We start from the raw sequence: 23575 nt of genomic DNA, 5'->3' as shown, positions 1-23575 counted from the left end.
TGTTTTTTTGAACAGAATTCAGGATTGATCACTCATGTTCACACGCAAACCCCGCCTCCTGCCCTTGCTGGCCTGCCTGACCGCAGGCAGCGTCCAGGCAGCTACCGATATTGCTGCCCCGACATTGCAGCAATGGTCCACCAGCAAGGCCCAGGCCCTGAGTTTTTTACCCGGTAGCACAGGTGACGAGCGCCTGGCGGCAAGCAAGCGTGAAGGCCTGTTGTTGCTTGATAAACAGGGCAACACCCTGAGCCGGGTCCAGGGCGCCTTTGCCGGGCTGGACAGCCGCGCCCTGGGCGACCAGGTGCTGGTGGCCAGTAACGACAAGGACAAGCAGCAGGTTGCGCTGTTCAATCTCGACCCCAAGAGCCATCAATGGCAGGCGCCATCCTATCTGCCCACCCGCGACTACGCGGTGAATGGCGTGTGTCTGTACCAGGACGACGCGAGCAATATCTACCTGTTTACCGTGGGTGAAGAGGGCAGGGGCGAGCAATGGCTGGTTGCCGCTGAGAGCCGCCGTTTGCCGACGCCGCTGCTGGTGCGCAGCCTGCCCCTGCCGCCGCAGGCCAAGTTCTGCAAGGTCGATGACGCCGCGCAGAACCTCTTCGTCAACGAAGAGAATGTCGGTTGGTGGGCCTACCCGGCCCATGCCGAGGCCGACGTCGAGCGTGTGCCGGTGGCGATGGTCGAGCCATTTGGCAACGTAAAAAAATCCACCGGGGACATGGCCCTGGTGCCGGGCGGTATGCTCGGCCTCGATCCCGAGGCGGCACAACTGAATCTGTATCAGCAGCAGGGCAAGGGCTGGGCAGCCGTTGCCAGCTTGCCCCTGGCCGGGGTCCGCGAGCCGGAGCATCTGGCCCTGCGTCAGACGCCGCATGGCCTGCAACTGCTGGTGCAGGACGGTGCCAGCAGCAAAATGTACGAAGGCGCATTGGACTGGAAGGCCACCCCGGCCAGCCACCCCCCTGTGCTGGTCAGCGTAAAACCTGCGGTGCAAACCGACGTGGTGATGAGCCAGGGTGATGCCGCGGATGACCCGGCCATCTGGGTACACCCGAAAACCCCCGCGCTGAGCCGGGTACTGGGCACCAACAAGCAGCAGGGCCTTGAGGTATACGACCTGCAGGGCAAACGCGTGCAGCATCTGCCTGTGGGTCGCCTGAACAACGTCGATGTGCGCCCGGGCTTCGAGCTGGGCGGACGCACTGTGGATCTGGCCGTGGCAACCAATCGCGATCACAACAGCCTCAGCGTGTTCAGCATCGACCGCGCCACCGGCACCTTGCAGGAAGCGGGCGAGATTGCCACGCCGGTCACCGATATTTACGGCCTGTGCCTGTTCAAGGCCCCTACCGGCGAGATCTACAGTTTCACCAACGACAAGGACGGCACTTTTGTGCAGCACCGCTTGTACGCCAAGGGCGACAAGGTGCAGGGCGAGTTGGTGCGCCAGTTCAAGGTGGCCAGCCAACCCGAAGGCTGCGTAGCGGACGATCGCAACCAGCGGCTGTTCCTCGGTGAGGAGGATGTGGCGGTGTGGGCGGTGGATGCCCGGCCTGACCAACCGGCCACGCTCACCAGCGTGATCAGGGTGGGTGAACAGGTGCATGACGATATCGAAGGCATGGGCCTGTACCAGACCGACAAAGACAACTACCTGGTGATCTCCAGCCAGGGCAACGACAGCTATGTGGTGGTCGATGCCGAGCCGCCGTATGCCCTGCGCGGTGCGTTCCGGGTGGGGATCAATGCGGCGGCGGGCATCGACGGCGCGTCGGAAACCGATGGCCTGGAAGTGACCTCGGCCAACCTCGGCGGCCCATGGCACAAAGGCATGCTGGTGGTTCAGGACGGTCGCAAACGCATGCCCGAGCAGGCGCAAAACTTCAAGTACATCCCCTGGGCTGAAGTGGCCAAGGCCCTGCACTTGCCATAACCCGGTCATTTAAGACGCTTATAAATACCCCTTTACTGGAGCAACAACATGCACGCAACCATGGAACATATGACGATCTGGGGCCTGATCAGCGACGCGAGTCTGCTGGTCAAGGGGGTGATGCTGATCCTGCTGCTGGCCTCGCTGTTGAGCTGGTTTCTGATTGTGCGCCGCAGTGCCATCCTGCGCCGTAGCGAGCGCGACATGGACAATTTTGCCCGGCGCCTGCGTGGCCAGGGCGAGCTCAACACCCTGTACCGCGAAAGCCGCGACGCCAGCCAGGAAGATGCCGGTGCCGAGCAAGTATTCGCCGCTGCCTACAGTGAATACGCCCAACTCAAGCAGCAGCCGGGTGTGGATGCCGAAGGCGTGATGCAAGGGGTGGAGCGGGCGCTGTATGTGGCCATCAGCGAGCAGGAGATCCGCCTGGAAAAAGGTCTGCAGTTTCTCGCGACCGTCGGCTCGGTGAGTCCCTATATCGGCCTGTTCGGTACCGTGTGGGGGATCATGAACTCCTTTATCGGCCTTTCCCAGGTGCAACAGGCGACCCTGTCCACCGTCGCCCCGGGCATCGCCGAAGCCCTGATCGCCACCGCCATCGGCCTGTTTGCGGCGATCCCGGCCGTGATTGCCTACAACCGTTTTTCGGCCCGTGGCCAGACCCTGCTGACCCGCTACTACAGCCTCGGCAATGAAGTGCAGATGCGCTTGTACCGCAGCCTGCATGCCGGTTCGCGGAACATGTCCGCCGTCGCTTGAAAGGGAGTTTCATCATGCTTGCTCGACCACAGCGCAAACACGGGCCCAAGGCCGAAATGAACGTAGTGCCTTACATCGACGTGATGCTGGTGCTGCTGGTGATCTTTATGGTGACCGCGCCGATGTTGACCCAGGGGGTGAAAATCGAACTGCCGAAAGTGGCCAGTGAAGCCCTGGTCAATGACAGCCAGCAAAAAATCCTCACTCTGTCAGTCAAGGCCGAAGGTGGCTACTACTGGAACCTGGGCAGTGAACTGGACACCAAGAACCAGACCGACAGCGCCGTCAGCCTTGAAGAGTTGCAGGCCAAGGTCGGCCAGGTGGTGGCGCAGGACAGCAACACCCAGGTGTATATCCGCGCCGACAACGAGGCGGGTTATGGCCGCGTGGTCAAGGCGATGGCGGCCCTGCAGCAAGGTGGCGTGAGCAACCTGGGGCTGGTGACCGAGGCGCCACAATGAGTGCCGCATTGATGCACGGCTCGATAGCCCCCGCGCAGCCGCTGCCCTGGACGCGGATGTGGCATAACAGCCAGGCGCTGGTGGTCAGCGTGGCTCTGCACAGCGCTGTGGTGGCGTTCCTGGTGCTGGGCTGGAGCATGGAGCAATCGCTGCCGGAGCCTGTGCCATCGACCCTGAAAACCCGGCTGGTGATGTTGCCCGCCGAGCCGGTAATGGCGCCCCCTGCGCCGGAGCCGCTGCCGGTGGTGACTCCGGCACCGGTGGTGACTCCGGCACCGGTGGTTGAGGCCAGGCCCGAGGTGGTCAAGCCTAAAGTGGACCCGCAGATCCAGGCGCGCAAACTGGAACAGGCGGCACTCGCACGCAAGCGGGTCGAGGAGCAGAAGCAGGCGCAAGTGGAGCAGCAAAAAGCCGCGCAGCAGCGCGCCGAACAGGTTGAGGCCCAGCGTCAGCAGGCCGTGGCTGAACAGGCCCGGGTTGCAGCGGCGGATAATGCCCGGCGAGCGAAGCAGGCCGCTGCGGCGGCGGATGTGCGTCAGTACCTGCCCATCAGCAAACAAGCCCCGGACTACCCGCAACGAGCACTGGACAAGGGCATTCAGGGCGATTGCACGGTGGAGTACTCGGTAACGCCGCAGGGCAAGGTCGACAACCCCAAAGTGGTGGGCAACTGTCACCCGGCGTTTATTCGTCCTTCACTGGTGGCGGCGGCGACGTTCCGCTACCAGCCGCGCATGGTCGATGGCCAGGCAGTGACGGTGCCGGGGGTGCGTAATACCTTTCACTACAAGATCCAGTAGCCCAAAGCCCCCTCACCCTAACCCTCTCCCAGAGGGAGAGGGGACTGATTGGCGTTGAGTTTGAATCCGCGTGCGGTCAGCTCCCTCTCCCTCTGGGAGAGGGTTGGGGTGAGGGTGCCTCTGAGCTGATCAATATCAAAACCCATCCGCCGCTCTTGACCTATGCTCCACGGGTTTTCAAGCTCAAGGAGATGGCCATGAATGCGCCTGCAACCAGCCCCACGCCTGCGACGGCAAAAGCAAAACTTCCCATTGGTCTGGTGATAGCAGTCCTGGTCATGATCGGCATTCTACTGTTGCCACTGCCCGCCGACTTGCCGGTAGCCGGTCATCGCATGCTGGCGATCCTGGCATTTGCCGTGGTGGTATGGATCACTGAAGCGGTGTCGTACGAAGCCAGCGCCATCATGATCACCTCCCTGATGGCGTTCCTGATCGGCATGGCGCCCACCCTGGCGGACCCGTCAAGGCTTTACGGCACCTCTGCTGGCATCACCATGGCCCTGACCGGGTTTTCCAATGCTGCCCTGGCCCTGGTGGCGGGCGCCCTGTTTATCGCGGCTGCCATGACCCACACCGGCCTTGACCGGCGCATTGCCCTGGTCACCTTGTCGCGTATCGGCACCAGCACCCGACGCATTTTGCTGGGGGCGATTGCGGTCACCATTTTGCTCAGCCTGGTGGTGCCCAGTGCCACGGCGCGCAGTGCCTGCGTGGTACCGATCATGATGGGGGTGATCCTGGCCTTCGGCGTGGACAAACGCTCCAACATTGCTGCCGGGATCATGATTGTCGTGGCCCAGGGCACCAGTATCTGGAACGTAGGCATTCAAACCGCGGCGGCACAGAACCTGCTGACCGTAGGCTTTATGGACAAGATGCTCGGTGCGCGGGTGAACTGGCTCGACTGGCTGATCGCCGGTGCACCCTGGGCCATCATCATGTCGGCGGTGCTGCTGTTTGTGGTGCTGAAAATGCTCCCGCCAGAGAGCGACAGCATCCCCGGCGGCAAGGAGGCCGTAGAAAAATCACTGGCCGAACTGGGCCCCATGACCGGCCCGCAGAAGCGCCTGATGGGCGTATCGATCGCCTTGCTGCTGGCCTGGGCCACCGAGGGCAAACTGCACAGTTTTGACACCACTTCGACCACCTACGCCGGGCTGGTGTTTTTGCTGCTGCCGCGTTTTGGCGTGATGACCTGGAAAGACGTGCAGTCGCGTATCCCCTGGGGCACGGTGATTGTGTTCGGGGTAGGTATCAGTTTGGGTACGGCCTTGCTCACCACCCAGGCCGGGCAATGGTTGGGCGGGCAGGTGGTGGCCAATACCGGGCTGGATCAGGTAGGGCCGCTGGGGATCTTTGCGATTCTGGGCGCGTTTTTGATATTGATCCACCTGGGCTTTGCCAGTGCCACGGCATTGACCTCGGCCTTGCTGCCGATTCTGATCGCGGTGCTGCAAACCTTGCCGGGTGAATTCAACCGCCTGGGCATGACCATGTTGCTGGGCTTTGTGGTCAGTTACGGTTTTATCCTGCCGATCAACGCCCCGCAAAATATGGTGTGCCTGGGCACCCAGACCTTTACCGCGAAACAGTTCGCCAAGGTCGGGTTGATTGTCACGGCGGTGGGCTACCTGCTGATGCTGCTGTTCGGCGCCACTTACTGGAGCTGGCTGGGCTGGATGTAGCCCAGTGGGTGGGAGCGGGCTTGCCCGCGATGGGCGCACTGCGGTCTGACAGACACACCGCGTCGTTCCTATCGCGAGCAAGCCCGCTCCCACAGGTTCAGTTAGCGTTTTCGCTACGTCCGCCGCTGCTGACTTCCGCCGGTACATCTTCGCCTGCCATGCGCTTGCGAAACAACGAAGTCCGCGCCAGCAGCAAGGTGGTCACCGGCACGGTGATCGACAGCAGGATCGGCATCAGCCAGGCATGCAGTACCGGGGTCGATTTAAGGGCGGAAAAGTACAGAATCGAGGCCAGGGCCACGCCCCAAGCGCCAAGGGTTGAAGCCAGTGCCGGCGGGTGCATGCGCTGAAAAAAATCCTTGAGGCGCAACAACCCGATAGCGCCGCACAAGGCAAACAGGCTGCTGAGCACCAGCAGCACAGCCACCGATATTTCGATCCAGAGACTCATTCGATCACCTCGCCACGCAGCAGGAATTTGGCCAGCGCAAACGAGCCGACAAAGCCAAACAGGGCAATCAGCAGTGCGCCTTCAAAGTAGGTGTCACTGGCGTATCTGATACCCAGCACCAGCATCATCAACATGGCCAGGATATACAGGTAGTCCAGCGCCAGAACCCGGTCCTGGGCCGAGGGGCCCTTGAACAGGCGGATCACGGTCAAGACCATTGCCAGGCTGAAAATAAACAGGCTGAGCAGGATGGCATTGGTGAGCAGGGCACTCATTCAAAAATCTCCATCAATGGGCGCTCGTAGGCGGTTTTGAAGTGCTCGATAAACGACGCCTCGTCATCCAGGTCGAACACGTGCAGCAACAGCACGCTGCGGTCCAGCGCCAGTTCCGACCAGATGGTGCCGGGCACCACGGTGGTGATCATCGACAGGGCGGCAAGACCGTTGGCATCGCGCAGGTCCAGAGGTATTTTGATAAACCGCGAACGGGGCGGATTTTTGCCGGCGCGCAGTACACCCCAGGCCACGGCAATATTGGAGGCCACCACATCGCGACCTACCAAAAAGAACAGCTTGATAATCACCCCGGGACGGCGAATGCGCACCGGCAGCGGGCGCAGCGGCGCAAACATCACCGGCGCCAGAATGGCCAGCGCAGCGCCCAGCAGCAGATTGCCGGCACTCAGGGACAGGTTGAGCAACAGCCACAGTGCCCACAGTGCCAGGGACAGCCAGGGAGCAGGGAACAGGCGCCTCATGGTTGCACCTCCTGTAGTGCCGCCTTGGCCTGCGGGCTTGGTACAGGGCGGGTGGCGATCACGGCCATGACATAACGCTCGGGGTTGTTCAGGGTGTCGGCAGCGGCCTGGGTATAACGCAGGACCGGCTCGGCCTTGAACGTCAGCACCACACACAGCCCCAGCAGCAGCACGATGGGCAGGCATTCAATGCGGCGCAGGATCGGCGACGGGCGCTCAAGGGGGGTCCAGAAACGCTGGATGCCCATACGTGAAAAGCCGATCAACGAGGCCAGCCCGGAAAGAATCAACAAGGCCAGCAGGCTCCAGGCCGCGGTTGAGATTGGCGCATCGGTGGCATTGCCCAGCCCCAGCGGATTGAGCAGGGCATTGAGCAGGCCGAGTTTGCCGATAAAGCCCGACAGCGGCGGCATGCCGATGATCAACAGCGCGCAGGCGATAAAGCTCAGGCCCAGAAAGGCCATCGTCCACGGGATGACCAGCCCGACCACCACTTTCTGTTCGTCGTCCAGGTTGCTGCCCCGGGGCGGGGCCGTGGGCTCGCTGAGGCTGGGCGTGACCTCGACATCATCCTCAAGCACCAGGTCGGCAGAAGAGCGCGAGCGTTCAATCAGCTCGGCCAGCAGGAACAGCGCACTCAGGGCCAGGGTGGAACTGACCAGATAGAACAGCGCGGCGCTGGTCAGGTTGGGCTGGGCGAAACCCACGGCTGACAACAGGATCCCGGCAGACACCAGAATACTCAGGCTGGCCATGCGCTCCAGGCGCTGGGCGGCGAGGATGGCGATGGCGGCGCAAACAATGGTGGCCATGCCGCCGTAGATCAGCCAGTCACCGGCAAAGTACGCCGAAGCCCCGGCTTGCCCGGAAAACAGCAGGGTCCACAGGCGCAGCACGGTGTAGATACCGACCTTGGTCATGATCGCAAACAGCGCCGCCACCGGCGCACTGGCCGACGAGTACGCCGGTACCAGCCAGAAGTTAAGCGGCCACATGCCGGCCTTGGCCAGAAAAGCCACCGCCAGAATGGCCGTGCCTGCATGTAGCAAGCCGCGATCGGCCTCGGGCACCAAAGGGATCTTCAGCGCCAGATCGGCCATGTTCAAGGTGCCGGTCACCCCGTAGATCAACGCCGCACCGATCAGGAACAGCGATGAAGCCAGCAGGTTGATCGAGATGTAATGCAACCCGGCAGAGACACGCGCCTTGCCCGAACCATGCAGCATCAAACCGTAGGAGGCGGCCAGCAGCACTTCAAAAAACACGAACAGGTTGAACAGGTCGGCAGTCAGGAAGGCGCCGTACAGGCCCATCAGCTGGATCTGGAACAACGCGTGAAAGCTGGCCCCGGCACGGTCCCAGCGGGCCATGGCGAACAGCAGGGCGCAACTGGCGATAATGCCGGTCAGCACCAGCATCAAGGCGCTCAGGTGATCGACCACCAGGGCAATCCCGAACGGCACTTGCCAGTTGCTCGGCAGGTACACGCCAATCGAAGCCGGAATCGCCTGCTCGCGAGTCCACAGCAACAGCATCACCGAAATACCCAGGCCGAGCAGGGTCGAGACCAGGTTGATCCGCGCCTTGAGCGGGCGGTGTTTTTCCCCCAGCAACAGCATGCAGGCAGCGGTCAGCAGTGGCAGCAGAATGGGCGCGACAATCAGGTGCGGCATTACATTCATTCTTTTGGCTCCCGGCCATCAACGTGGTCGGTACCGGTCAGGCCCCGAGAGGCCAGCAAGACCACCAGAAACAGCGCGGTCATGGCAAAACTGATGACGATGGCAGTGAGTACCAGTGCCTGGGGCAGCGGGTCGGTGTAATTGAGCAAGTCCTGGGGCACGCCGTCCTTGATCACCGGCTCCTTGCCGATAAACAGGCTGCCCATGCTGAAGATAAACAGGTTAACCCCGTAAGACAGCAGGCACAGGCCCATGACCACCTGAAAGGTTCGCGGGCGCAGAACCAGCCAGGTGCCCGATGCGGCCAATACTCCGATAGCGATGGCGATGACTTCTTCCATCAGGCGGCTCCTTCTTTGGATGCAAGAGGCGGTTGCAGGGCAGGCAGCGGGGCAAGCTGATTGCTCGGGCGATGGGCGCGCACTGACTGGTGAGCCAGTGCCGTCAGGATCAGCAGCGTTGCACCGACCACCACCGCATACACGCCAATATCGAAGAACAGGGCGCTGGCCACATGAATATCGCCCAACAGCGGCAGGCTGAAGTGAGCGGTGTGGGTGGTCAGGAACGGATAGCCCAGGGGGATCGAGCCCAGCCCGGTCAGGGTTGCGCACAACAGCCCGGTACCCATCCAGCGCAGCGGTCGCAGGCTCATTTGCGCCTCCACCCACTGCGTGCCGGCAACCATGTACTGCAGGATAAACGCCACACTCATCACCAGGCCGGCGACAAAGCCACCGCCAGGCTGGTTGTGACCGCGCATGAACAGGTACATCGACACCACAAAGGCGATCGGCAGCAACAGGCGCACCAGCACCGCCGGCACCATCATAAAGCCCAAGGCGGTGTCACTGGCGCTGCGCGGGTTGACCAGGTCGGTCATCACGTCCTTGGCCAGCAAGCGCTGCTGGGCAGGCAATTGCATGCTCTCTTTCGAAGGGCGGAAGCGGCGCAGCAGGGCAAACACGGTCAGCGCCACGGCGGCCAGTACGGTGATCTCGCCGAGGGTGTCGAAGCCGCGGAAGTCCACCAGCATCACATTCACCACATTGCTGCCGCCGCCTTCAGGCAGGGCGCGGCTGAGGTAGAACGAGGAGATATCGTTGGGTGTCTGACGGGTCAGCATCGCGTAGGACAGCAACGCCATGCCGCCACCGACCGCCGTGGACAGGAGCAAGTCGCGCAAGCGACGGACCTGTGCCTTGCGCAACGTGCCCGGCAGCGGTGAAACCTCTTCGATCCGTCGCGGCAGCCAGCGCAGGCCCAGCAGGATCAACACCGTGGTCACCACTTCAACCACCAGTTGGGTCAACGCCAGATCAGGCGCCGAAAACCATACGAACGTCACGCAGGTCATCAGGCCGCATACGCTGACCATGGTCAGGGCTGCGAGACGGTGGTACTTGGCTTGCCAGGCGGCGCCCAGGGCACAGGCAATCGCAATCAGCCACAGGGTGATAAACACGATCGAGCCCGGTATTTTCGGGCGGTCGCCCCAGCCCAGCCCGCTGTACAACATCGGGATCAGCCCGGCGATCACGGCGACCAGAATCAACAAAAACAGCTGGGTTTGCAGGCGCTGGGTGCTGATGCGGCGTTCCAGGCGCCGCGCGCCGCGCATGATCACCACCAGGCTGCGCTCGAAAAAGCGTTTGCCATTGAAATACTGGATCAGCGGCGGCAGCGGGAAGCGGTCGAGCTTGAGCTGCTTGCGCAACAGCACATACAGCACGATACCGCCGGACATGGCGATCAGGCTCATGATCATGGGGGCATTCAGGCCGTGCCAGATGGCCAGGCTGTACTCGGGCAACTCACCCCCCACCACGGGTTGAGCCGCTGCAGCAAGCAGCGGGCCGACGGTTTGCGCCGGGAAAATGCCCACGGTCAGGCAGGTAAGCACCAGCAGTTCAACCGGGGCACGCATCCAGCGCGGTGGCTCGTGGGGTGTATGGGGCAAGTTGGTCGCGGGTGGGCCGAAGAACACATCCACCGTAAAGCGCAGGGCATAAGCCACGCTGAAGGTACCGGCGATCGTCGCAATGACCGGCAGGGCGATTTCTACCCAGGCCGTGGAATTGATAAACACGGTTTCGGCAAAGAACATCTCTTTGGACAGAAACCCGTTCAGCAACGGCACCCCGGCCATCGAGGCACTGGCCACCATGGCCAGGGTCGCGGTGTAAGGCATGAGCTTGAACAGGCCGCTGAGCTTGCGGATATCCCGTGTGCCGGTCTCATGGTCGATAATCCCCGCCGCCATAAACAGCGACGCCTTGAACGTGGCGTGGTTGAGGATATGGAACACCGCAGCCACCGCTGCCAGCGGGCTGTTCAGGCCCAACAGCAGGGTAATCAGGCCCAGATGGCTGATGGTGGAGTAGGCCAGCAGGCCTTTGAGGTCATTTTGAAACATCGCGCAATAGGCGCCCAGCACCAGGGTGCAGGCACCGGCGCCACTGACAATCCAGAACCACTCTTCGCTGCCCGACAGCGAAGGCCACAGGCGCGCAAGCAGAAAGACCCCGGCCTTGACCATGGTTGCCGAGTGCAGATAGGCCGATACGGGGGTTGGCGCCGCCATGGCGTGGGGCAACCAGAAATGGAACGGGAACTGCGCGCTCTTGCTTAGGGCGCCGATCAGGATAAGCGGCAGCAGGATCGGATACAGGCTGTGGGCGCGGATCTTGTCGCCCGCAGCCAGCACGGCATCCAGATCATAGCTGCCGACGACATGGCCGAGCAGCATGACCCCCGCCAGCAGACACAACCCCCCAGCACCTGTCACCATCAGCGCCATATAGGCGCCGCGGCGGGCATCCGAGCGGTGGTGCCAATAACCAATCAGCAAAAATGAAAAGAGGCTGGTGAGCTCCCAGAAAAACACGATCTGGATCAGGTTACCCGACAACACCAGGCCCAGCATGGCCCCCATAAACGCCAGGAAAAACGCAAAAAAGCGCGGCACCGGGTCCTCGGGTGACATGTAATAACGGGCGTACAGCGACACCAGCGTGCCGATGCCAAGCACCAGAATCGAGAACAGCCAGGCGAACCCGTCCAGGCGCAGAACGAAATTCAGGCCGAGGCTGGGCAGCCACATGAACTCTTCACGGATAACCCCACCGTGGGCAATCTGTGGATAGAGCAGGGCTACTTGTACAGTACCGATCAAAGCAATCAGACCGGCCAACAGTGATTCACTGTTACGGGCGTTATGCGGCAAAACAGCCGCCAGACAGCTGCCGATAAAGGGCAGAAGCAGTAGAACTATCAGGGACATAGGCTTCTAATCTGCAGGAGTTTGTAAGCGATCATACGGGGCGGGCTGCAGATCACCAACAGCAAACCTGTGGCTGAATCCTACAAAGACTGTCGATAACCTGTCTGGTTTCCTACAGCTCTACCCCTATATAAGCGCTTGTAAGTAAAAAAAATCGTACCGTCTTTCAGGCTTGCAGCTTTAATCGCAGGCTTGATCGCCTTGCTTGTCCTCAAGCGCTTCGGGCTTTTTACCCTTGGTTTTTAACTCACTGACGATCACCGCTGCAACAATCAATACGGCACCCAGCAAGGCTATGCCTGGCAAACGCTCGCCCGCCAGGCGCCCGGCGATGCCTGCCCAGACCGGCTCGCCGGCATAAATCAGGGTGGCGCGGGTGGGTGAAACGCTTTTCTGTGCCCAGTTCATGGCCACCTGAATCACCGCACTGGCGCCACCCAGGCCGACAGCACTGGCTAACAATAGCCATGAAAAGTCAGGAATGGACTCTTGTGTTGGAATAATCATCAAAAAGGCCAGAATGGACGCCGTACTGAGCTGCACCACCGTGACGCGGCGCACATCCACCTTGCCCGCATAAGCACTGATCAGAATAATCTCCGCCGCTATGGCAATGGCACTGATCAACGTGGCGATCTCCCCCGGGCTGAAATCCAGCGATGCGCCGCCGGGGCCGGACAGCAGCATCAGCCCGGTAAAGGCCAGCATGATCCCCAGGCTCGGCATCAACCCGGGCCTGCGCCCCAGCACCAGCCATTGCAGCAGGGGCACGAAAGGCACATACAGCGCGGTAATAAAGGCCGACTGGCTACTGGGAATGGTTTGCAGGCCGATCGTCTGCAAACCGTAGCCGAGCATGATCGACACCCCGATAAACATCCCGGCCTTGAGCTCGAACAGCGTGATGCCACGCAAACTGCGCAGAGAAAACAGCGCGACCATGGCCGCCGCGGCAGCAAAACGCAGGCCGACAAAAAACATCGGCCCACTTGCCGTCAAGGCATGTTGTACCAATAGAAAGGTGATGCCCCAGACCATGGTGATCAGGATCAGCACACACTCCGCTTTACTGAAGCGGGACGTCAATGACAGCAACCCGGGTAGTTTCAATGACATTGCAACCTTGCGTGTGACGGGAATGGAGACGCACAATGCGCCAAAGCTGGGCAGTATACTGCGCAGCCCCACAAGGTGAGCAATATAGTGCCCAAAGAAAATTCACAACGCGCATCCGTTCTCCAGCACGTCAGCCAGAACGTACGACGTCTCAGGCTGCTTGCGCACTTGAGCCAGAGCGCATTGTCAGAACAGTCCGGGGTAAGCCGGCGGATGCTGGTGGCGATCGAGGCAGGCGAAAAGAACGTCAGCCTGAGCACCCTTGACCGTGTGGCGGAGGCGTTGAACGTAGCCTTTAGCGACCTGATCCAGGCCCCGGGTTCCGCGGACCCGAGCCGCATCAACGAAGTGGCCTGGACGGGCACGCGGGTGGGCAGCAAGGCAGTTCTACTGTCCAAGGCCACCGCCACACGGGAAGTAGAACTGTGGGAATGGACCCTGGAGCCGGGTGAGGAATACCACTCCCAGGCGGATGCCGAGGGCTGGAGCGAACAGCTCTACGTATTTGAGGGTTGCCTGACCCTGGTGATGGACGACCGGACGCTGCATATAGCGGCGGGCGAGTTCCATATGTACGCCAGTAACCGCCCCCATGCCTACCGCAACGAAGGCGACGGACTACTGCGCTTTGTACGCAACGTCGTGATTTGAAAACGGGGGGCTGAAAAATAACTAAAAATTATTAGAATTCAGGGGGTTGCCAGCTTCCAGCTTCTAGTACATAATGCGCGCCATCAGCCCGGGGGCAACAACCTGAAGTGCTGAAGAATCAAATGCTTGTAGCGATATAGTCGCAGTAACAAACTCTTGTTTTTGATGTTTCCAAGGAATCATCAAGCACAATTGGCCGAATAGCAAAATGGTTATGCAGCGGATTGCAAATCCGCCCACGCCGGTTCGATTCCGGCTTCGGCCTCCACATTCGAAAGCCCCGTAGACCTTGGTCTACGGGGTTTTTTTATGCCTGGAAAAAAGGGGAGATGTGTTCCGCATTTTTGGCAGCTGTTCCGCATTTGGGGTTCGAGGCTAACGGTCTTCTACCATTGCGTGCATCTTTTAATTGTGAGCGGTAAATATGAACTTTATGCATCTGGCGTGCATTTAATTAGAGTTAGATAGTTGACATCCTGCGGTTCTAGCTGCGGACCTCACCCGAGGTGAAGCTCGTTTTTTTAGCAAAAAAGCAGATTGATCATAATTAATTGTTGCATTTGTGGCCATTAGCCATTATCAATTGCGCCTCTAGGTGTGGGTGTTTAGTTGTTGATATGCTCTATTTTACTCAGACTACCATACTACTTTAGTCCAAATATTAACCGGTGGCTTATGTGGGAAGAACGATTCGAAAATGTTGGTAATGATAACTTTGCTAGGGATCAGTATGCACGTGACCGTGCGCGTGTAATTCACTCTGCATTTTTTCGAAGGCTTCAAGGTAAAACCCAAGTTTTGGGGCTTGGTGAAAGTGATTTTTATCGAACTCGTCTAACCCACTCACTGGAAGTTGCGCAGCTGGGCAGTGGGTTAGTGGAGTTTCTGATCGAAAAATATAAGGATGATAGTGGTATTATAGAGTCATTGCCTGAGAAAGACTTAATTGAGGCTATAGGTCTAGCTCATGACATAGGTCATCCTCCTTTTGGTCATGGCGGGGAAGTGGCATTAAATTTTTCAATGAAAGACAATGGTGGTTTTGAAGGTAACGCTCAAACTCTTAGAATATGCACGACGCTAGGTGAGTACTCCGGTCAGTCTGGTTTGAATTTGACCAGAAGATCAATGCTGGGGATTGTAAAATACCCTGCTGTTTATAGCTCTGTCGTGAATACTGAAATATATAGTGGTGCAGGGAGTAAAAATATTGATAGTTACAAGCCTCCTAAGTGTATTTATGACTCTGATCTGCCAGCAGCGAACTGGATTCTAAAAGGTCTTGATTCAGATGAGCGAAAAAAATTCACAGCGAAAAACCAGGATGGGGTGAAGCATTGGAAGACTCAGCGTAAGTCTTTTGATTGTAGTATCATGGAAATTGCAGATGATATAGCTTATGGAGTGCATGATCTTGAGGATGCCATTGCTCTTGGGCTAGTTGGAATAACCTTGTGGCAGTCAGAGGTCGTAGAGCCACTGAAGAACTCTCCTAGTGTATATAGTTTAGAGGATAAAATTGATGGGCTTACGGTTAATTTGTTTTCTGGGGAGAATAGACGTCGGAAGAAAGCAATTGGGGAGTTGGTGCATCATTTTATAACTGCATCTACTGTATCTAAAGCTGGCGAGTTCTCCAGTGACGTATATGATCTTGTGGCTTCGATGAATTGTGAAGCAAGAGAAAGTTTAAATTTGCTTCAGGGCTTCGTACTTAAAAATGTGATTAAAACACCAGAAGTTCAGACCTTAGAGTACAAAGGTCAGCAAATGATTATTGCTTTGTTTGATGCGATAGCTAATAATCCCTATCGCCTCTTGCCACTAAAATATAGAAATCTCTATAAAGAATCTAACTCGGATATGCGCGTAATTTGTGACTATTTGGCGGGCACGACTGATGATTATGCAACGAGGCTGTATCATAAGATATTTACCCCGTCGTCAGGGTCCATATTCGATAGATTATAATATGGGCGAGGGTTTTAAGGGGTTTTAAAGCCATGGTTTACGATACATGTATTAGCCTGTAATCGACACTTAGCTAATGGGTGTGTTTTTTGTGAGGCTTATCAGAGCCTCACAAAAATAAAAGCGTAGCTATGTTTAAGTTATTCTGTTGGTCTAACAATTTTCCCAAGCCGATGATAAACTTTTCTTGTGATTCCTCCTTCGGGTGTCCCGGCAGTCGGCTAGCATATTCTAGCCCAATCTCACTGGCGGCTTTAGGCCGAATATCCCTAAATTGGAGTTGTCGAATACTCGCTGCCACTTCATGATTGTCATCACGAACGGCTTGTTTAGCGCCTTTTAAATGAGCCTCAACCCAGCGGTTGCGCAACATTTGTGAACTCATGCATAACCCTCCGGAATTTGTGATTAGTCGGGAGTTCCGAATTCCGCTCAGCATCCGGCGCTCCATCAGGTTGTCTATAAATATACTCAGCTTTGTTGGACTGCCCCCTACACCATAGACATCTACAGCAGGGGCAGCGTGCCGTATTGAAATCTGAGGACTAAAAGTGAAATTGACTCCTGAACGCTTGGTCACGATAGCGATGACCAATCCGATTAACGCGCAGATTGCAGAGCGGTTGCCTTCGCTTGGGCTGAGCCAATGCATGCTGACAGCAGGCTGTCTGTTTCAGGCCGTCTGGAATCACCACTCGAGTCTGCCACCGGAATCAGGCGTAAAGGACTACGACATTTTTTACTTCGACACGGATCTGTCCTGGGAGGCCGAGAACGACGTTATTCTCCGTACCCAGCAGCTTTTCCAGGATCTGGGCGCAAAGGTTGATATCAAGAATCAGGCTCGTGTCCATCTCTGGTACGGTGAACGCTTTGGTAGGGCTTATCCTCAGCTTGAGTCGGCCAGGGACGGAATTGACCGGTATCTTGTTGCGGGTACCTGCATTGGCCTGGACCCTGGTACGGGTGAGGTGTATGCGCCTTATGGGTTGGATGATGTCGCACTGGGGTATCTGCGGCCCAACACCAAAAATATCCAGCCTGACTTGTTCCATCAAAAGACCACAAGCTATCAGTCGCGCTGGCCGTGGCTGCGGATCGTTTAGTCCAGCGGATAGGGCCAGAGCCTGTACACGTTGACTAAAACGATGGTTGATCTATCTCGATAGGGGAAACTGATGCTCATTGTTTTTAGCGGCCTGCCGGGCACCGGAAAAACAACTATTGCTCGCGCATTGGCGGCCAAGTTGGGGGCTGTCTATCTGCGTATCGACAATATTGAGCAGGCAATTCGTAATGCGGGAGTCTTGAGAGATGAAGTCGGTCGCAGCGGTTATTTTGTCGCGAATGAACTGGCGCTAAGCAATCTTGGGCTGGGGCAAACGGTCATAGTGGATTGCGTCAATCCCGTTGCCGAAAGCCGGGAAGCATGGCGCGAGATTGCCAGTAGGGCAGGTGTCCCATTAATGGATATTCAGGTGATTTGCTCGGACCAGGATGAGCACCGTCGTCGTGTGGAAACCAGGCAGGTCGGTGTCCCAGGACTGACTCCCCCAACTTGGCAATCTGTCCTGAGTCATGAATACGAAGTGTGGGACTGCGTGCCTTTTACTGTGGATACTGCAAACATGCCGGCAGATCAGGCAGTGGCGTTAATCAGAGGGAAACTTTCTGGCTGAGCGGTGACACGTGTTGAGGGTGGTTCAGTATTTTGACGCTCATCCCCACGTGTCTTTCAGCACTGAACGAAACAGGTCTGAAAGTAACGGTTCTACTTCTTTGCGGTCTCCACGTTGTGGTTTGATGCTTTCGAGCCGCTGCAGTTCACGCTCAACGAATTGTTGGATCGGTGCAATCTGGGGGGATAGCCCCATTTCTGGTGATGCTCGTTTGAGCATAAGCAAGTCGTCTATGGCCTGCTGGAGCGCTAGCTCCCGGTCGATCACAACGCGCAGTTTTTCAAACTCGATAGGGGCGGGCTTGCCAAATTGTTCAAGCCAGCGGACTGATAACAACGGGCGAAGCACGTAGAAGTACTTTTTTAGTGGTACTTGTGGGCCTTGCAAGTACCCCCTGTAATTGGTCTTGGCCATGCTGCGGTAGTGGTAAATACCGCTCTCGACCGAGTAAACCTCGGGTAATAACGCCTTAGCACGTTCGTGGAATGATCCGGAGCGTTCGTACACGATTGTCGACTGCACCCACTCAACAAACCCGGGGTTGGACTTCCAGAAAAGCCTCAGGGCTTTGCGCAGATCCCAGCCATTGATATCCATCTCGTCAATGATCGGGTACTCAATGACGTCACGTTGCTCTTCAAGGCCAACAGAAAGATACCAGTCAGGTTTATTGACGTAGATGAACCGTGCGTCGTAGTCGCTATTGGGAGACGCGAACCCCCAGGCCCGGCTTCCTGACTCAACGGCCAAAAGCACTTTTACCTCATGCTCTTCCTCCGCACGGCGAAGGCGCTGTCGGACTTCCTCCCTAACTGCTGCAGAAACCATTACCTGACCCAATTAAGTGATATTTGACTTAGACGCTACTGCGCAGAAATCAGACTGTCTAGGGGGGGGCGTTCCAGGCTGGTTAGTTACTTCGTTAATGTATGTTTCATATTGAGAATCGAAAAAAAGTACTACATGGACGCTCTAAAACGGTTCCGCATCCAAAATCCGGATGGCTCAAAATTAGTTATTTCAGCCTGTCGATACAAACTCAAGTGTGGTTCCGTAACGATCGTAACTATATGAAAATAAACAATATTTACCGTGGAATGCAAATCCGCCCACGCCGGTTCGATTCCGGCTTCGGCCTCCACATTCGAAAGCCCCGTAGACCTTGGTCTACGGGGTTTTTTTATGCCTGCGATATGAGGATCGTTTCCGCAACTTTTGGGATCGCTTGCGCAACCTGGGGAATGGCCTAAATCATGCGGCTTGTGGTCAGCTCGATGAAGTCAGCGTGGTAATTGTTGGAGATGCAAGTTGTTGAAGGCTAGGTGTTAAGCGGGAGGTGGAGCGCTCGTACCTCACTTTTTCGAGCGTCACACCACCTCTGACAAGATTGCGTCTGCTTGCCGTTTCTTCGACCCGCCGGCCTTGGGGCAAAAGCGTGTCACCCTGACATAACGGACTAAAACCCGAAGGGTTGGTCGGCAATCTTTGAGCGCTGGCTGCGGATTATGGGCATTCGTCGATACCGAGCTGCAGCAGCCGATTTTGACAGAGGTGCTCTTTGTCCAGCCATGGCTTGTCGATCTCAATGGCGCAGGCCAAGCCTGTGCCTGGGCACACTCAGAAAAGCCGCCCCTGCGACAGGTCGTCCTGGTGCGCGCTGATCACAGGCCTGGATCCTAAATAGCGGAGAAAAGCTCCTGGCGACTCGGTGGCCTGTTCGAGGTGGTTTCTCTGCTGCAGGGAAACGAAAAGTGCAACCGAGTAAGCCTGGCAATTGATGGATTTTTGCGGGCTGAACTCAATGTCGGTGAACGCAGAATATTCGGATAGCTGATCCGCCAGGTCCGCCCGGTGTTTCAGCGCGCTGATATACAGCCAGTCATAAAACGCTGTTTGCGGTTCCAGAGGCCATTGCACGTTGGCGAAATCAAAGCCTGTCAGCCTGCCAGAAACACGCAGCCGTTCATCTCGCTTTGCCTCGCGGGAGGACATTGCATAGATATCGGTGAAAGGCCCACCCTGAACGAATACCTTGCTGCCCTGGAAAGCGCATTCGACACTCAACGAGTGACCGAGCACCGAGTGAGCAAAGCACAGATTGAAAGCACTGAGGGCGGCGCCCAGAGGTTCTGTGGATTTAGTGGACACCTCCAGCACCTTATTTATACCAGGTATTGCATGGGCTGCCTGATGCAGTGCGGTGACGGATTTCTGCTTCTGGGACAGGCTCAGACCTGCAAACCATCGAAAGTCCAGGGTCTGTGTACGCACCAGCGCTTGCCCATCAAGGTCAGGGATAAAAACGGGTCTGCTGGCCATCAATAAGTCCATCCGGTTTTGCGCGCATAAGTTCTTGCGCCGAGAAAGCCGTGGCTCTCAGTGTGCAAGTGCGCAGGCTTGCCCGCAATGCAGTCTTTATACGTTTGCAGGTTGTGCGGGTCACTGAAAACCACACCGTTGATAAGCTCGGGTAATAACGTGTCGAAGATTAAAACCTCGGCTTGTACATCCGTAGGGTCGTAGGGCAGCAATCTGCTGTCCTCTCGAGAGGGCAGGGTACTCAGCGGCATAAAAAGGCTGTCGAAGGCCGCCAGGGTTTTAAGGTCGCCGAGGGGGCGTTGGCGAATTCGGTGATCTGCTGCGTTGTGATTGCAGAATGCCGTATCCAGTGACCATAAGGCGCAGCGATCAATCACAAGAACGGCCCAGCCTTGTTCAGGGCTTTTCCAGCGGTAACTGGCGAACATTTTGTCATTGGGATGGCCGATAGACAGGCAAATGGCATGGGGCTGACCTTCAAGGCGCAGATGATCGTTAAACCTGAAGTCGATCTGTTTGTCATTAAGGGTAGTGATGGAACACAGGCCATGCTGCATGATCGAAGGCAGGTTTTCGACGCGAGTGAAATGAACCAGATAGGGGAGTTCCAGCACCCGCGCGCGAGTCTGGAGCGCTTGTTTTAGCAGGAACCCTGGCAAAAAGCCGTTTGATTCACGGCCCTGTAACACGGGTGTCGGGCGATCCGCCGTTGATGTCTGGACCTTGCCCAATACGGCTCCGAACATAAGGCGCGCAAGGGGTTTGTGGGTGAATTCAGCCTGGCGGGAAATGCACGCCCAGGTCTCGTGGCCGCCCACCTTGCTCAGCTCATCAGCCATGGCAATGCGAAGAGGGAGATCAGCCCAGACTTGCTGAGCAATATCGCTGAAAAACCTGTCGCGTTCCCCTTGCAGCTGGCGTTTTTTGGCCTCTATGGCAATCGCCAGCGGGGTATCACCCTCCCTGGCGCTGGAAAAATCGATGTGCCTCCACTCGGGCAGTGGCGCGGCTACAGCTGCGTTGGCACTGGAGTCGAGCGCTTTGGTGTATATGGCCTGCGCTTGCAGATAATACACCCAGGCTTTCTCGCCATGCTCCTGGCGCCAGGCAGCCAGCTTTAAAGCCGCTTGCGCGCGCTCCAGCGCTTTTTCGGTGCAAAGCTTCTCGGTAAACAAGACGGCTGCGAGCGAGGCGGTTGCCTTTTGAACCTCAAGGCTCAAACAGACCGAGTCGTTGAAGGATGAGAGTGCATTGTTTAGGGTGTCGAGAGAGCGAAGAAAACCGCCGTCCGTGGGTGGACTCTCAAGAGGCGTTGAGGCTACAGGCACCAAAAGCAGCGGCGGGGTCGGCGTAGGGCCGGATATTGCAGGCCTCTTTTCGGCAGGCGTTGTTGCAGGTGCCTCTGCGGCGTGGTTTGTTTTGCGCTTCAGAAACCAATAACAGCCTGCCCACAGGGTAAACAGTTGGAGCAGAATCACGCCGGGCAGAAACCCGTTCGAAAGGCTGAATATGGACCATGCACAACAGACAATAACCAATGACTTTTTACCCAGGCGGCGCGCGAGGTAAAGAGTAAAAATAATCAAGATCTGAAAATAAAGAATGGCCATCCATTGCACCTGACAGCTGGGTAAGGGCTGCCCTCGGCACCCGGGGTAGCAGGAAGGGGCCGCCTGACGGCAAAACAGCGAGCGTTAAAAAGTGCCAGGGGTTAATCGACAAGCTCTTCTGCAGCTTTTGCTGTGACCTGCAGGGCGGCGTCGGGTATTGGAACAGTTGCCTGGGTATAAGGCGTTAAATCCCCTGATGGCCAGCGCTGGAGCCGGTGCATCTTTAGCCGAACCCATAGCCAATAGCTGAAGCTAAGGAACACAACTCCCGCCCCGATCTGCAGGCTGAGTGTTTCCAACAAGGGCACACCCTTTTGCGCATTGGCGCCATACCAGGACAGTACAGGCACCGCCAGCAAGGCCCAGGTGGCGAACCAGGCCAGCACGCCGGCAAGCAAGGTTCTGAACATCATTTTGTAAGGGCTGCTGATTGCGCGATTGCGCAGCACGTTGTGCTCTTGGCCGGCAGGCCGTACAGCGGCGATAACCAGCGCTTTATTGAACCCGGGGGCGTAAAACCAGACCCGGCTTTTGCCACTGCGGTCAGCGCCCATCAGGTGGTGATAAAGGTCATGGGTCATGGCCAGGCGTTTGGCCGTGCGCCCATTGATACGGGCAGTGAACTCGTCACGGTGAAAGTCTATTTGTTTAAGATCGGTTACTACGCAGTCCGTATAAAAGAACTTCGGCACACAAAACATCCTGTTTGGGTGGGGCTTGCTTAACGGGTTGATATCATATCGCCATGCATGTTTTCTGTCGAGACGATGAGGTTGTTTTGTTGAGTGGTTAGAGTGGGTTGATTAGAGAATTAATTGGCGCCAATTTAATGGCTGTCAACTAAAGATGGATAAGAGTATTGAAGTTGCTATTGCGGAGGGGGTGTTGAGTGCGAATTTGAAGGAAGAGTCACGGAGGGAGTAAGGGGCGGGAGGTACGGGGGGAGTGAAGCTATTAAGTGGGTGGGAGCGAGCCTGCTCGCGAAGTTTTAAAGAACATCGCGGGTAGGCTCGCTCCCACAGAGGTAGGGCGCTCTACTGTCAGTAAATATCTTTCGAGATCAAAGTCAGCGGGGTCTTGATCATGATTTTGATATCGAGCCACAATGACCAGTTGTTGATGTAGTCGAGGTCAATTTCTACTCGCTTCTGCATCTTTTCAATGGTATCGGTTTCACCACGGCAGCCACTGATTTGCGCCAGGCCGGTAATGCCGGGCTTGATACGGTGACGGGCCATATAAGCGTGGATCTTGCCTGTGTAATAGTCGTTATGGGCAACGGCATGAGGGCGAGGTCCCACTAATGCCATATCGCCATGTAACACATTGAACAGTTGAGGCAGTTCGTCCAGCGAGGTACGGCGGATAAAGCGGCCAACGGCTGTTACACGTGAATCGTTGCGGCTGGCTTGCTTGACGTGTTTGTCATCATGAACTTGCATGGAGCGAAATTTCCACACCTTGATCACCTTGCCATTCCAGCCATGGCGATGCTGTTTAAACAGGATCGGGCCAGGGGAGGATAACTTCACGGCAATGGCAATCCCTGCAAGCACCGGGCTTAGGCAGATAATGGCCGCCAGTGACAGCGAGCGCTCCATCAATGCCTTGCTCAAGGCTGCGGTTGGATAGCTGGTAAGCGGGCTTTCATTCAAATGGATAGCAGGGCGGCCGCCAATTTCACTGACCGAATGGTTAAGCAACATCATGCTGTCCAGGTCAGGTACCCAGACAACGTCGACATTCAAATCAAGCAGGTCGATATACAGTGCTTCAATACGCTGGGCTTCTTGCAGGGACAGCGAAATATAAAGCCGGCGGATATTATGTTCGGTAATCAGTGAGCGTAACTGGCTCAGTTCACCCACGATAAGTGGGGAATTGGTCGCGTCTTCAAAGGGAGAAGCGCTGACCACCCCGACCAACGGAAAATGGTTTTGTTCAATAAAACTGTCAGCCAGTTTCAGGGCCACACCATCAGAACCAATAATAAGGCTGTTGTAATGATGGTTATTGCGCTGGTGATAAAACCTGGACAGTCGATGCAGGATCAAATACGGCGGCACTTGAATCAGAAAGCCCAAGGCGGCCCAGCTGAGCAGGGTTCCCCGGGAAAATAACTCGCCGGATTTCGTTACGAAACCGATGGTGCACAGACACGCCAGGGTCAACATCCATCCAAGAAACAGGCGCACACAGCCGTTAAAAAGGGAGTGCCTTTTGTAGTAAACATGGGTGGCAGAATAGGCGGGCACTGATACCAGCAAGGTCAGAACGGCGAGGATGCGGTAATGGAAATCGACGCTGCCAAATTTGGTATAGACCAGTGCTACCAACAAGGCGATGACAAAGGCCATGGCGACAGACCACTGGCCCCAAAAAGTCAGCCCTCTGGCCACGGTT

Annotated in this window: 22 protein-coding genes and 1 tRNA gene; 10 read left to right on the top strand and 13 right to left on the bottom strand. The window is 56.9% G+C overall.

Going from position 1 to position 23575, the window contains the following annotated elements; all coding sequences use genetic code 11:
- Positions 1 to 34: 34 nt before the first annotated feature.
- The 5 genes from FHL07_RS22510 to FHL07_RS22490 all read left to right on the top strand — a co-directional run bounded on the left by FHL07_RS22510 (position 35) and on the right by FHL07_RS22490 (position 5650).
- Entirely contained in the window at positions 35 to 1942 is a 1908-nt protein-coding gene (locus FHL07_RS22510; protein ID WP_095021030.1) for a phytase, read from the top strand.
- Between the two features lie 48 nt (positions 1943 to 1990).
- Positions 1991 to 2701 (top strand): protein TolQ, encoded by a 711-nt coding sequence (gene tolQ / locus FHL07_RS22505; protein WP_095026916.1) that lies wholly within the window; start codon positions 1991 to 1993, stop codon positions 2699 to 2701.
- 14 nt (positions 2702 to 2715) lie between these two features.
- Complete coding sequence (gene tolR, locus FHL07_RS22500) at positions 2716 to 3162, top strand: protein TolR (RefSeq protein ID WP_095026915.1); 447 nt, start codon at positions 2716 to 2718, stop codon at positions 3160 to 3162.
- Positions 3159 to 3962, top strand: coding sequence for an energy transducer TonB (locus FHL07_RS22495; RefSeq protein WP_138738929.1), 804 nt, complete (start codon positions 3159 to 3161; stop codon positions 3960 to 3962). Before tolR ends, FHL07_RS22495 begins: the two co-directional genes overlap by 4 nt.
- Positions 3963 to 4159: 197 nt before the next feature.
- A complete protein-coding gene (locus FHL07_RS22490; RefSeq protein WP_095000592.1) occupies positions 4160 to 5650 on the top strand; it encodes a DASS family sodium-coupled anion symporter in 1491 nt (496 codons plus the stop codon).
- Positions 5651 to 5747: 97 nt separating this feature from the next.
- Here the strand turns inward: FHL07_RS22490 and FHL07_RS22485 are convergent, their stop codons facing one another.
- The 7 genes from FHL07_RS22485 to FHL07_RS22455 form a co-directional block, all read right to left on the bottom strand.
- Positions 5748 to 6101 carry a Na+/H+ antiporter subunit G gene (locus tag FHL07_RS22485; RefSeq protein WP_095000591.1) on the bottom strand — a complete coding sequence of 118 codons (354 nt, stop codon included), beginning with the start codon at positions 6099 to 6101 and terminating at the stop codon, positions 5748 to 5750.
- Positions 6098 to 6376, bottom strand: a complete 279-nt coding sequence (locus tag FHL07_RS22480) for a K+/H+ antiporter subunit F (RefSeq protein ID WP_048358261.1) — start codon at positions 6374 to 6376, stop codon at positions 6098 to 6100. Before FHL07_RS22480 ends, FHL07_RS22485 begins: the two co-directional genes overlap by 4 nt.
- Positions 6373 to 6861, bottom strand: a complete 489-nt coding sequence (locus FHL07_RS22475) for a Na+/H+ antiporter subunit E (protein ID WP_095000590.1) — start codon at positions 6859 to 6861, stop codon at positions 6373 to 6375. Before FHL07_RS22475 ends, FHL07_RS22480 begins: the two co-directional genes overlap by 4 nt.
- Entirely contained in the window at positions 6858 to 8543 is a 1686-nt protein-coding gene (locus FHL07_RS22470; RefSeq protein WP_095000589.1) for a monovalent cation/H+ antiporter subunit D, read from the bottom strand. The genes FHL07_RS22475 and FHL07_RS22470 overlap by 4 nt, the downstream gene beginning before the upstream one ends.
- Complete coding sequence (locus tag FHL07_RS22465; protein ID WP_003446102.1) at positions 8540 to 8884, bottom strand: Na+/H+ antiporter subunit C; 345 nt, start codon at positions 8882 to 8884, stop codon at positions 8540 to 8542. The genes FHL07_RS22470 and FHL07_RS22465 overlap by 4 nt, the downstream gene beginning before the upstream one ends.
- Positions 8884 to 11826, bottom strand: a complete 2943-nt coding sequence (locus FHL07_RS22460) for a monovalent cation/H+ antiporter subunit A (protein ID WP_095019769.1) — start codon at positions 11824 to 11826, stop codon at positions 8884 to 8886. The genes FHL07_RS22465 and FHL07_RS22460 overlap by 1 nt, the downstream gene beginning before the upstream one ends.
- Before the next feature lie 180 nt (positions 11827 to 12006).
- Complete coding sequence (locus tag FHL07_RS22455; RefSeq protein ID WP_238705577.1) at positions 12007 to 12942, bottom strand: DMT family transporter; 936 nt, start codon at positions 12940 to 12942, stop codon at positions 12007 to 12009.
- Between the two features lie 87 nt (positions 12943 to 13029).
- On the opposite strand from FHL07_RS22455, the gene FHL07_RS22450 reads away from it, so the two are divergent.
- The 3 genes from FHL07_RS22450 (at position 13030) to FHL07_RS22440 (ending at position 15564) form a co-directional block, all read left to right on the top strand.
- Complete coding sequence (locus FHL07_RS22450; RefSeq protein WP_095021036.1) at positions 13030 to 13593, top strand: helix-turn-helix domain-containing protein; 564 nt, start codon at positions 13030 to 13032, stop codon at positions 13591 to 13593.
- Positions 13594 to 13787: 194 nt separating this feature from the next.
- Positions 13788 to 13861: transfer RNA gene (locus FHL07_RS22445), tRNA-Cys, on the top strand.
- A 407-nt stretch (positions 13862 to 14268) separates the two neighbouring features.
- Complete coding sequence (locus FHL07_RS22440) at positions 14269 to 15564, top strand: anti-phage deoxyguanosine triphosphatase (protein ID WP_138738928.1); 1296 nt, start codon at positions 14269 to 14271, stop codon at positions 15562 to 15564.
- A gap of 109 nt (positions 15565 to 15673) precedes the next feature.
- Here the strand turns inward: FHL07_RS22440 and FHL07_RS22435 are convergent, their stop codons facing one another.
- On the bottom strand, positions 15674 to 15949 hold the full coding sequence (locus FHL07_RS22435; protein ID WP_138738927.1) for an integrase: 276 nt from the start codon (positions 15947 to 15949) through the stop codon (positions 15674 to 15676).
- Between the two features lie 166 nt (positions 15950 to 16115).
- On the opposite strand from FHL07_RS22435, the gene FHL07_RS22430 reads away from it, so the two are divergent.
- Both FHL07_RS22430 and FHL07_RS22425 read left to right on the top strand, forming a co-directional pair.
- Positions 16116 to 16670, top strand: a complete 555-nt coding sequence (locus tag FHL07_RS22430) for a nucleotidyltransferase family protein (RefSeq protein ID WP_095026909.1) — start codon at positions 16116 to 16118, stop codon at positions 16668 to 16670.
- A gap of 72 nt (positions 16671 to 16742) precedes the next feature.
- A complete protein-coding gene (locus FHL07_RS22425) occupies positions 16743 to 17243 on the top strand; it encodes an AAA family ATPase (RefSeq protein ID WP_095025676.1) in 501 nt (166 codons plus the stop codon).
- A gap of 39 nt (positions 17244 to 17282) precedes the next feature.
- Here FHL07_RS22425 and FHL07_RS22420 read toward each other — a convergent pair whose 3' ends face one another.
- From FHL07_RS22420 to FHL07_RS22400, 5 genes are all read right to left on the bottom strand, one after another.
- Positions 17283 to 18071 carry a nucleotidyltransferase domain-containing protein gene (locus FHL07_RS22420; protein ID WP_095026908.1) on the bottom strand — a complete coding sequence of 263 codons (789 nt, stop codon included), beginning with the start codon at positions 18069 to 18071 and terminating at the stop codon, positions 17283 to 17285.
- 789 nt (positions 18072 to 18860) lie between these two features.
- Entirely contained in the window at positions 18861 to 19562 is a 702-nt protein-coding gene (locus tag FHL07_RS22415) for a DarT1-associated NADAR antitoxin family protein (RefSeq protein ID WP_095025674.1), read from the bottom strand.
- Positions 19562 to 21172 (bottom strand): DarT ssDNA thymidine ADP-ribosyltransferase family protein, encoded by a 1611-nt coding sequence (locus tag FHL07_RS22410; RefSeq protein ID WP_095026907.1) that lies wholly within the window; start codon positions 21170 to 21172, stop codon positions 19562 to 19564. The genes FHL07_RS22415 and FHL07_RS22410 overlap by 1 nt, the downstream gene beginning before the upstream one ends.
- A gap of 101 nt (positions 21173 to 21273) precedes the next feature.
- Complete coding sequence (locus FHL07_RS22405) at positions 21274 to 21864, bottom strand: hypothetical protein (protein WP_095026906.1); 591 nt, start codon at positions 21862 to 21864, stop codon at positions 21274 to 21276.
- 348 nt (positions 21865 to 22212) lie between these two features.
- On the bottom strand, positions 22213 to 23529 hold the full coding sequence (locus FHL07_RS22400; protein ID WP_238705576.1) for an undecaprenyl-phosphate glucose phosphotransferase: 1317 nt from the start codon (positions 23527 to 23529) through the stop codon (positions 22213 to 22215).
- Positions 23530 to 23575 lie beyond the last annotated feature (46 nt).

The organism is Pseudomonas sp. FSL W7-0098, assembly GCF_005930585.1.
Classification (GTDB): Bacteria; Pseudomonadota; Gammaproteobacteria; order Pseudomonadales; family Pseudomonadaceae; genus Aquipseudomonas; species Aquipseudomonas bubulae.
This window is presented reverse-complemented; position numbering and strand designations above follow the sequence as displayed.

What these genes read in the sequence shown, in the direction of transcription:
- FHL07_RS22435 (WP_138738927.1), bottom strand. Translation starts at nt 15,949, where the DNA reads ATGAGTTCACAAATGTTGCGCAACCGCTGGGTTGAGGCTCATTTAAAA.
- FHL07_RS22465 (WP_003446102.1), bottom strand. Translation starts at nt 8,884, where the DNA reads ATGGAAGAAGTCATCGCCATCGCTATCGGAGTATTGGCCGCATCGGGC.
- tolQ (WP_095026916.1), top strand. Translation starts at nt 1,991, where the DNA reads ATGCACGCAACCATGGAACATATGACGATCTGGGGCCTGATCAGCGAC.
- FHL07_RS22480 (WP_048358261.1), bottom strand. Translation starts at nt 6,376, where the DNA reads ATGAGTGCCCTGCTCACCAATGCCATCCTGCTCAGCCTGTTTATTTTC.
- FHL07_RS22460 (WP_095019769.1), bottom strand. Translation starts at nt 11,826, where the DNA reads ATGTCCCTGATAGTTCTACTGCTTCTGCCCTTTATCGGCAGCTGTCTG.
- FHL07_RS22475 (WP_095000590.1), bottom strand. Translation starts at nt 6,861, where the DNA reads ATGAGGCGCCTGTTCCCTGCTCCCTGGCTGTCCCTGGCACTGTGGGCA.
- tolR (WP_095026915.1), top strand. Translation starts at nt 2,716, where the DNA reads ATGCTTGCTCGACCACAGCGCAAACACGGGCCCAAGGCCGAAATGAAC.
- FHL07_RS22415 (WP_095025674.1), bottom strand. Translation starts at nt 19,562, where the DNA reads ATGGCCAGCAGACCCGTTTTTATCCCTGACCTTGATGGGCAAGCGCTG.
- FHL07_RS22410 (WP_095026907.1), bottom strand. Translation starts at nt 21,172, where the DNA reads ATGGCCATTCTTTATTTTCAGATCTTGATTATTTTTACTCTTTACCTC.
- FHL07_RS22485 (WP_095000591.1), bottom strand. Translation starts at nt 6,101, where the DNA reads ATGAGTCTCTGGATCGAAATATCGGTGGCTGTGCTGCTGGTGCTCAGC.
- FHL07_RS22420 (WP_095026908.1), bottom strand. Translation starts at nt 18,071, where the DNA reads ATGGTTTCTGCAGCAGTTAGGGAGGAAGTCCGACAGCGCCTTCGCCGT.
- FHL07_RS22440 (WP_138738928.1), top strand. Translation starts at nt 14,269, where the DNA reads ATGTGGGAAGAACGATTCGAAAATGTTGGTAATGATAACTTTGCTAGG.
- FHL07_RS22495 (WP_138738929.1), top strand. Translation starts at nt 3,159, where the DNA reads ATGAGTGCCGCATTGATGCACGGCTCGATAGCCCCCGCGCAGCCGCTG.
- FHL07_RS22425 (WP_095025676.1), top strand. Translation starts at nt 16,743, where the DNA reads ATGCTCATTGTTTTTAGCGGCCTGCCGGGCACCGGAAAAACAACTATT.
- FHL07_RS22470 (WP_095000589.1), bottom strand. Translation starts at nt 8,543, where the DNA reads ATGAATGTAATGCCGCACCTGATTGTCGCGCCCATTCTGCTGCCACTG.
- FHL07_RS22455 (WP_238705577.1), bottom strand. Translation starts at nt 12,942, where the DNA reads ATGTCATTGAAACTACCCGGGTTGCTGTCATTGACGTCCCGCTTCAGT.
- FHL07_RS22400 (WP_238705576.1), bottom strand. Translation starts at nt 23,529, where the DNA reads ATGGCCTTTGTCATCGCCTTGTTGGTAGCACTGGTCTATACCAAATTT.
- FHL07_RS22510 (WP_095021030.1), top strand. Translation starts at nt 35, where the DNA reads ATGTTCACACGCAAACCCCGCCTCCTGCCCTTGCTGGCCTGCCTGACC.
- FHL07_RS22490 (WP_095000592.1), top strand. Translation starts at nt 4,160, where the DNA reads ATGAATGCGCCTGCAACCAGCCCCACGCCTGCGACGGCAAAAGCAAAA.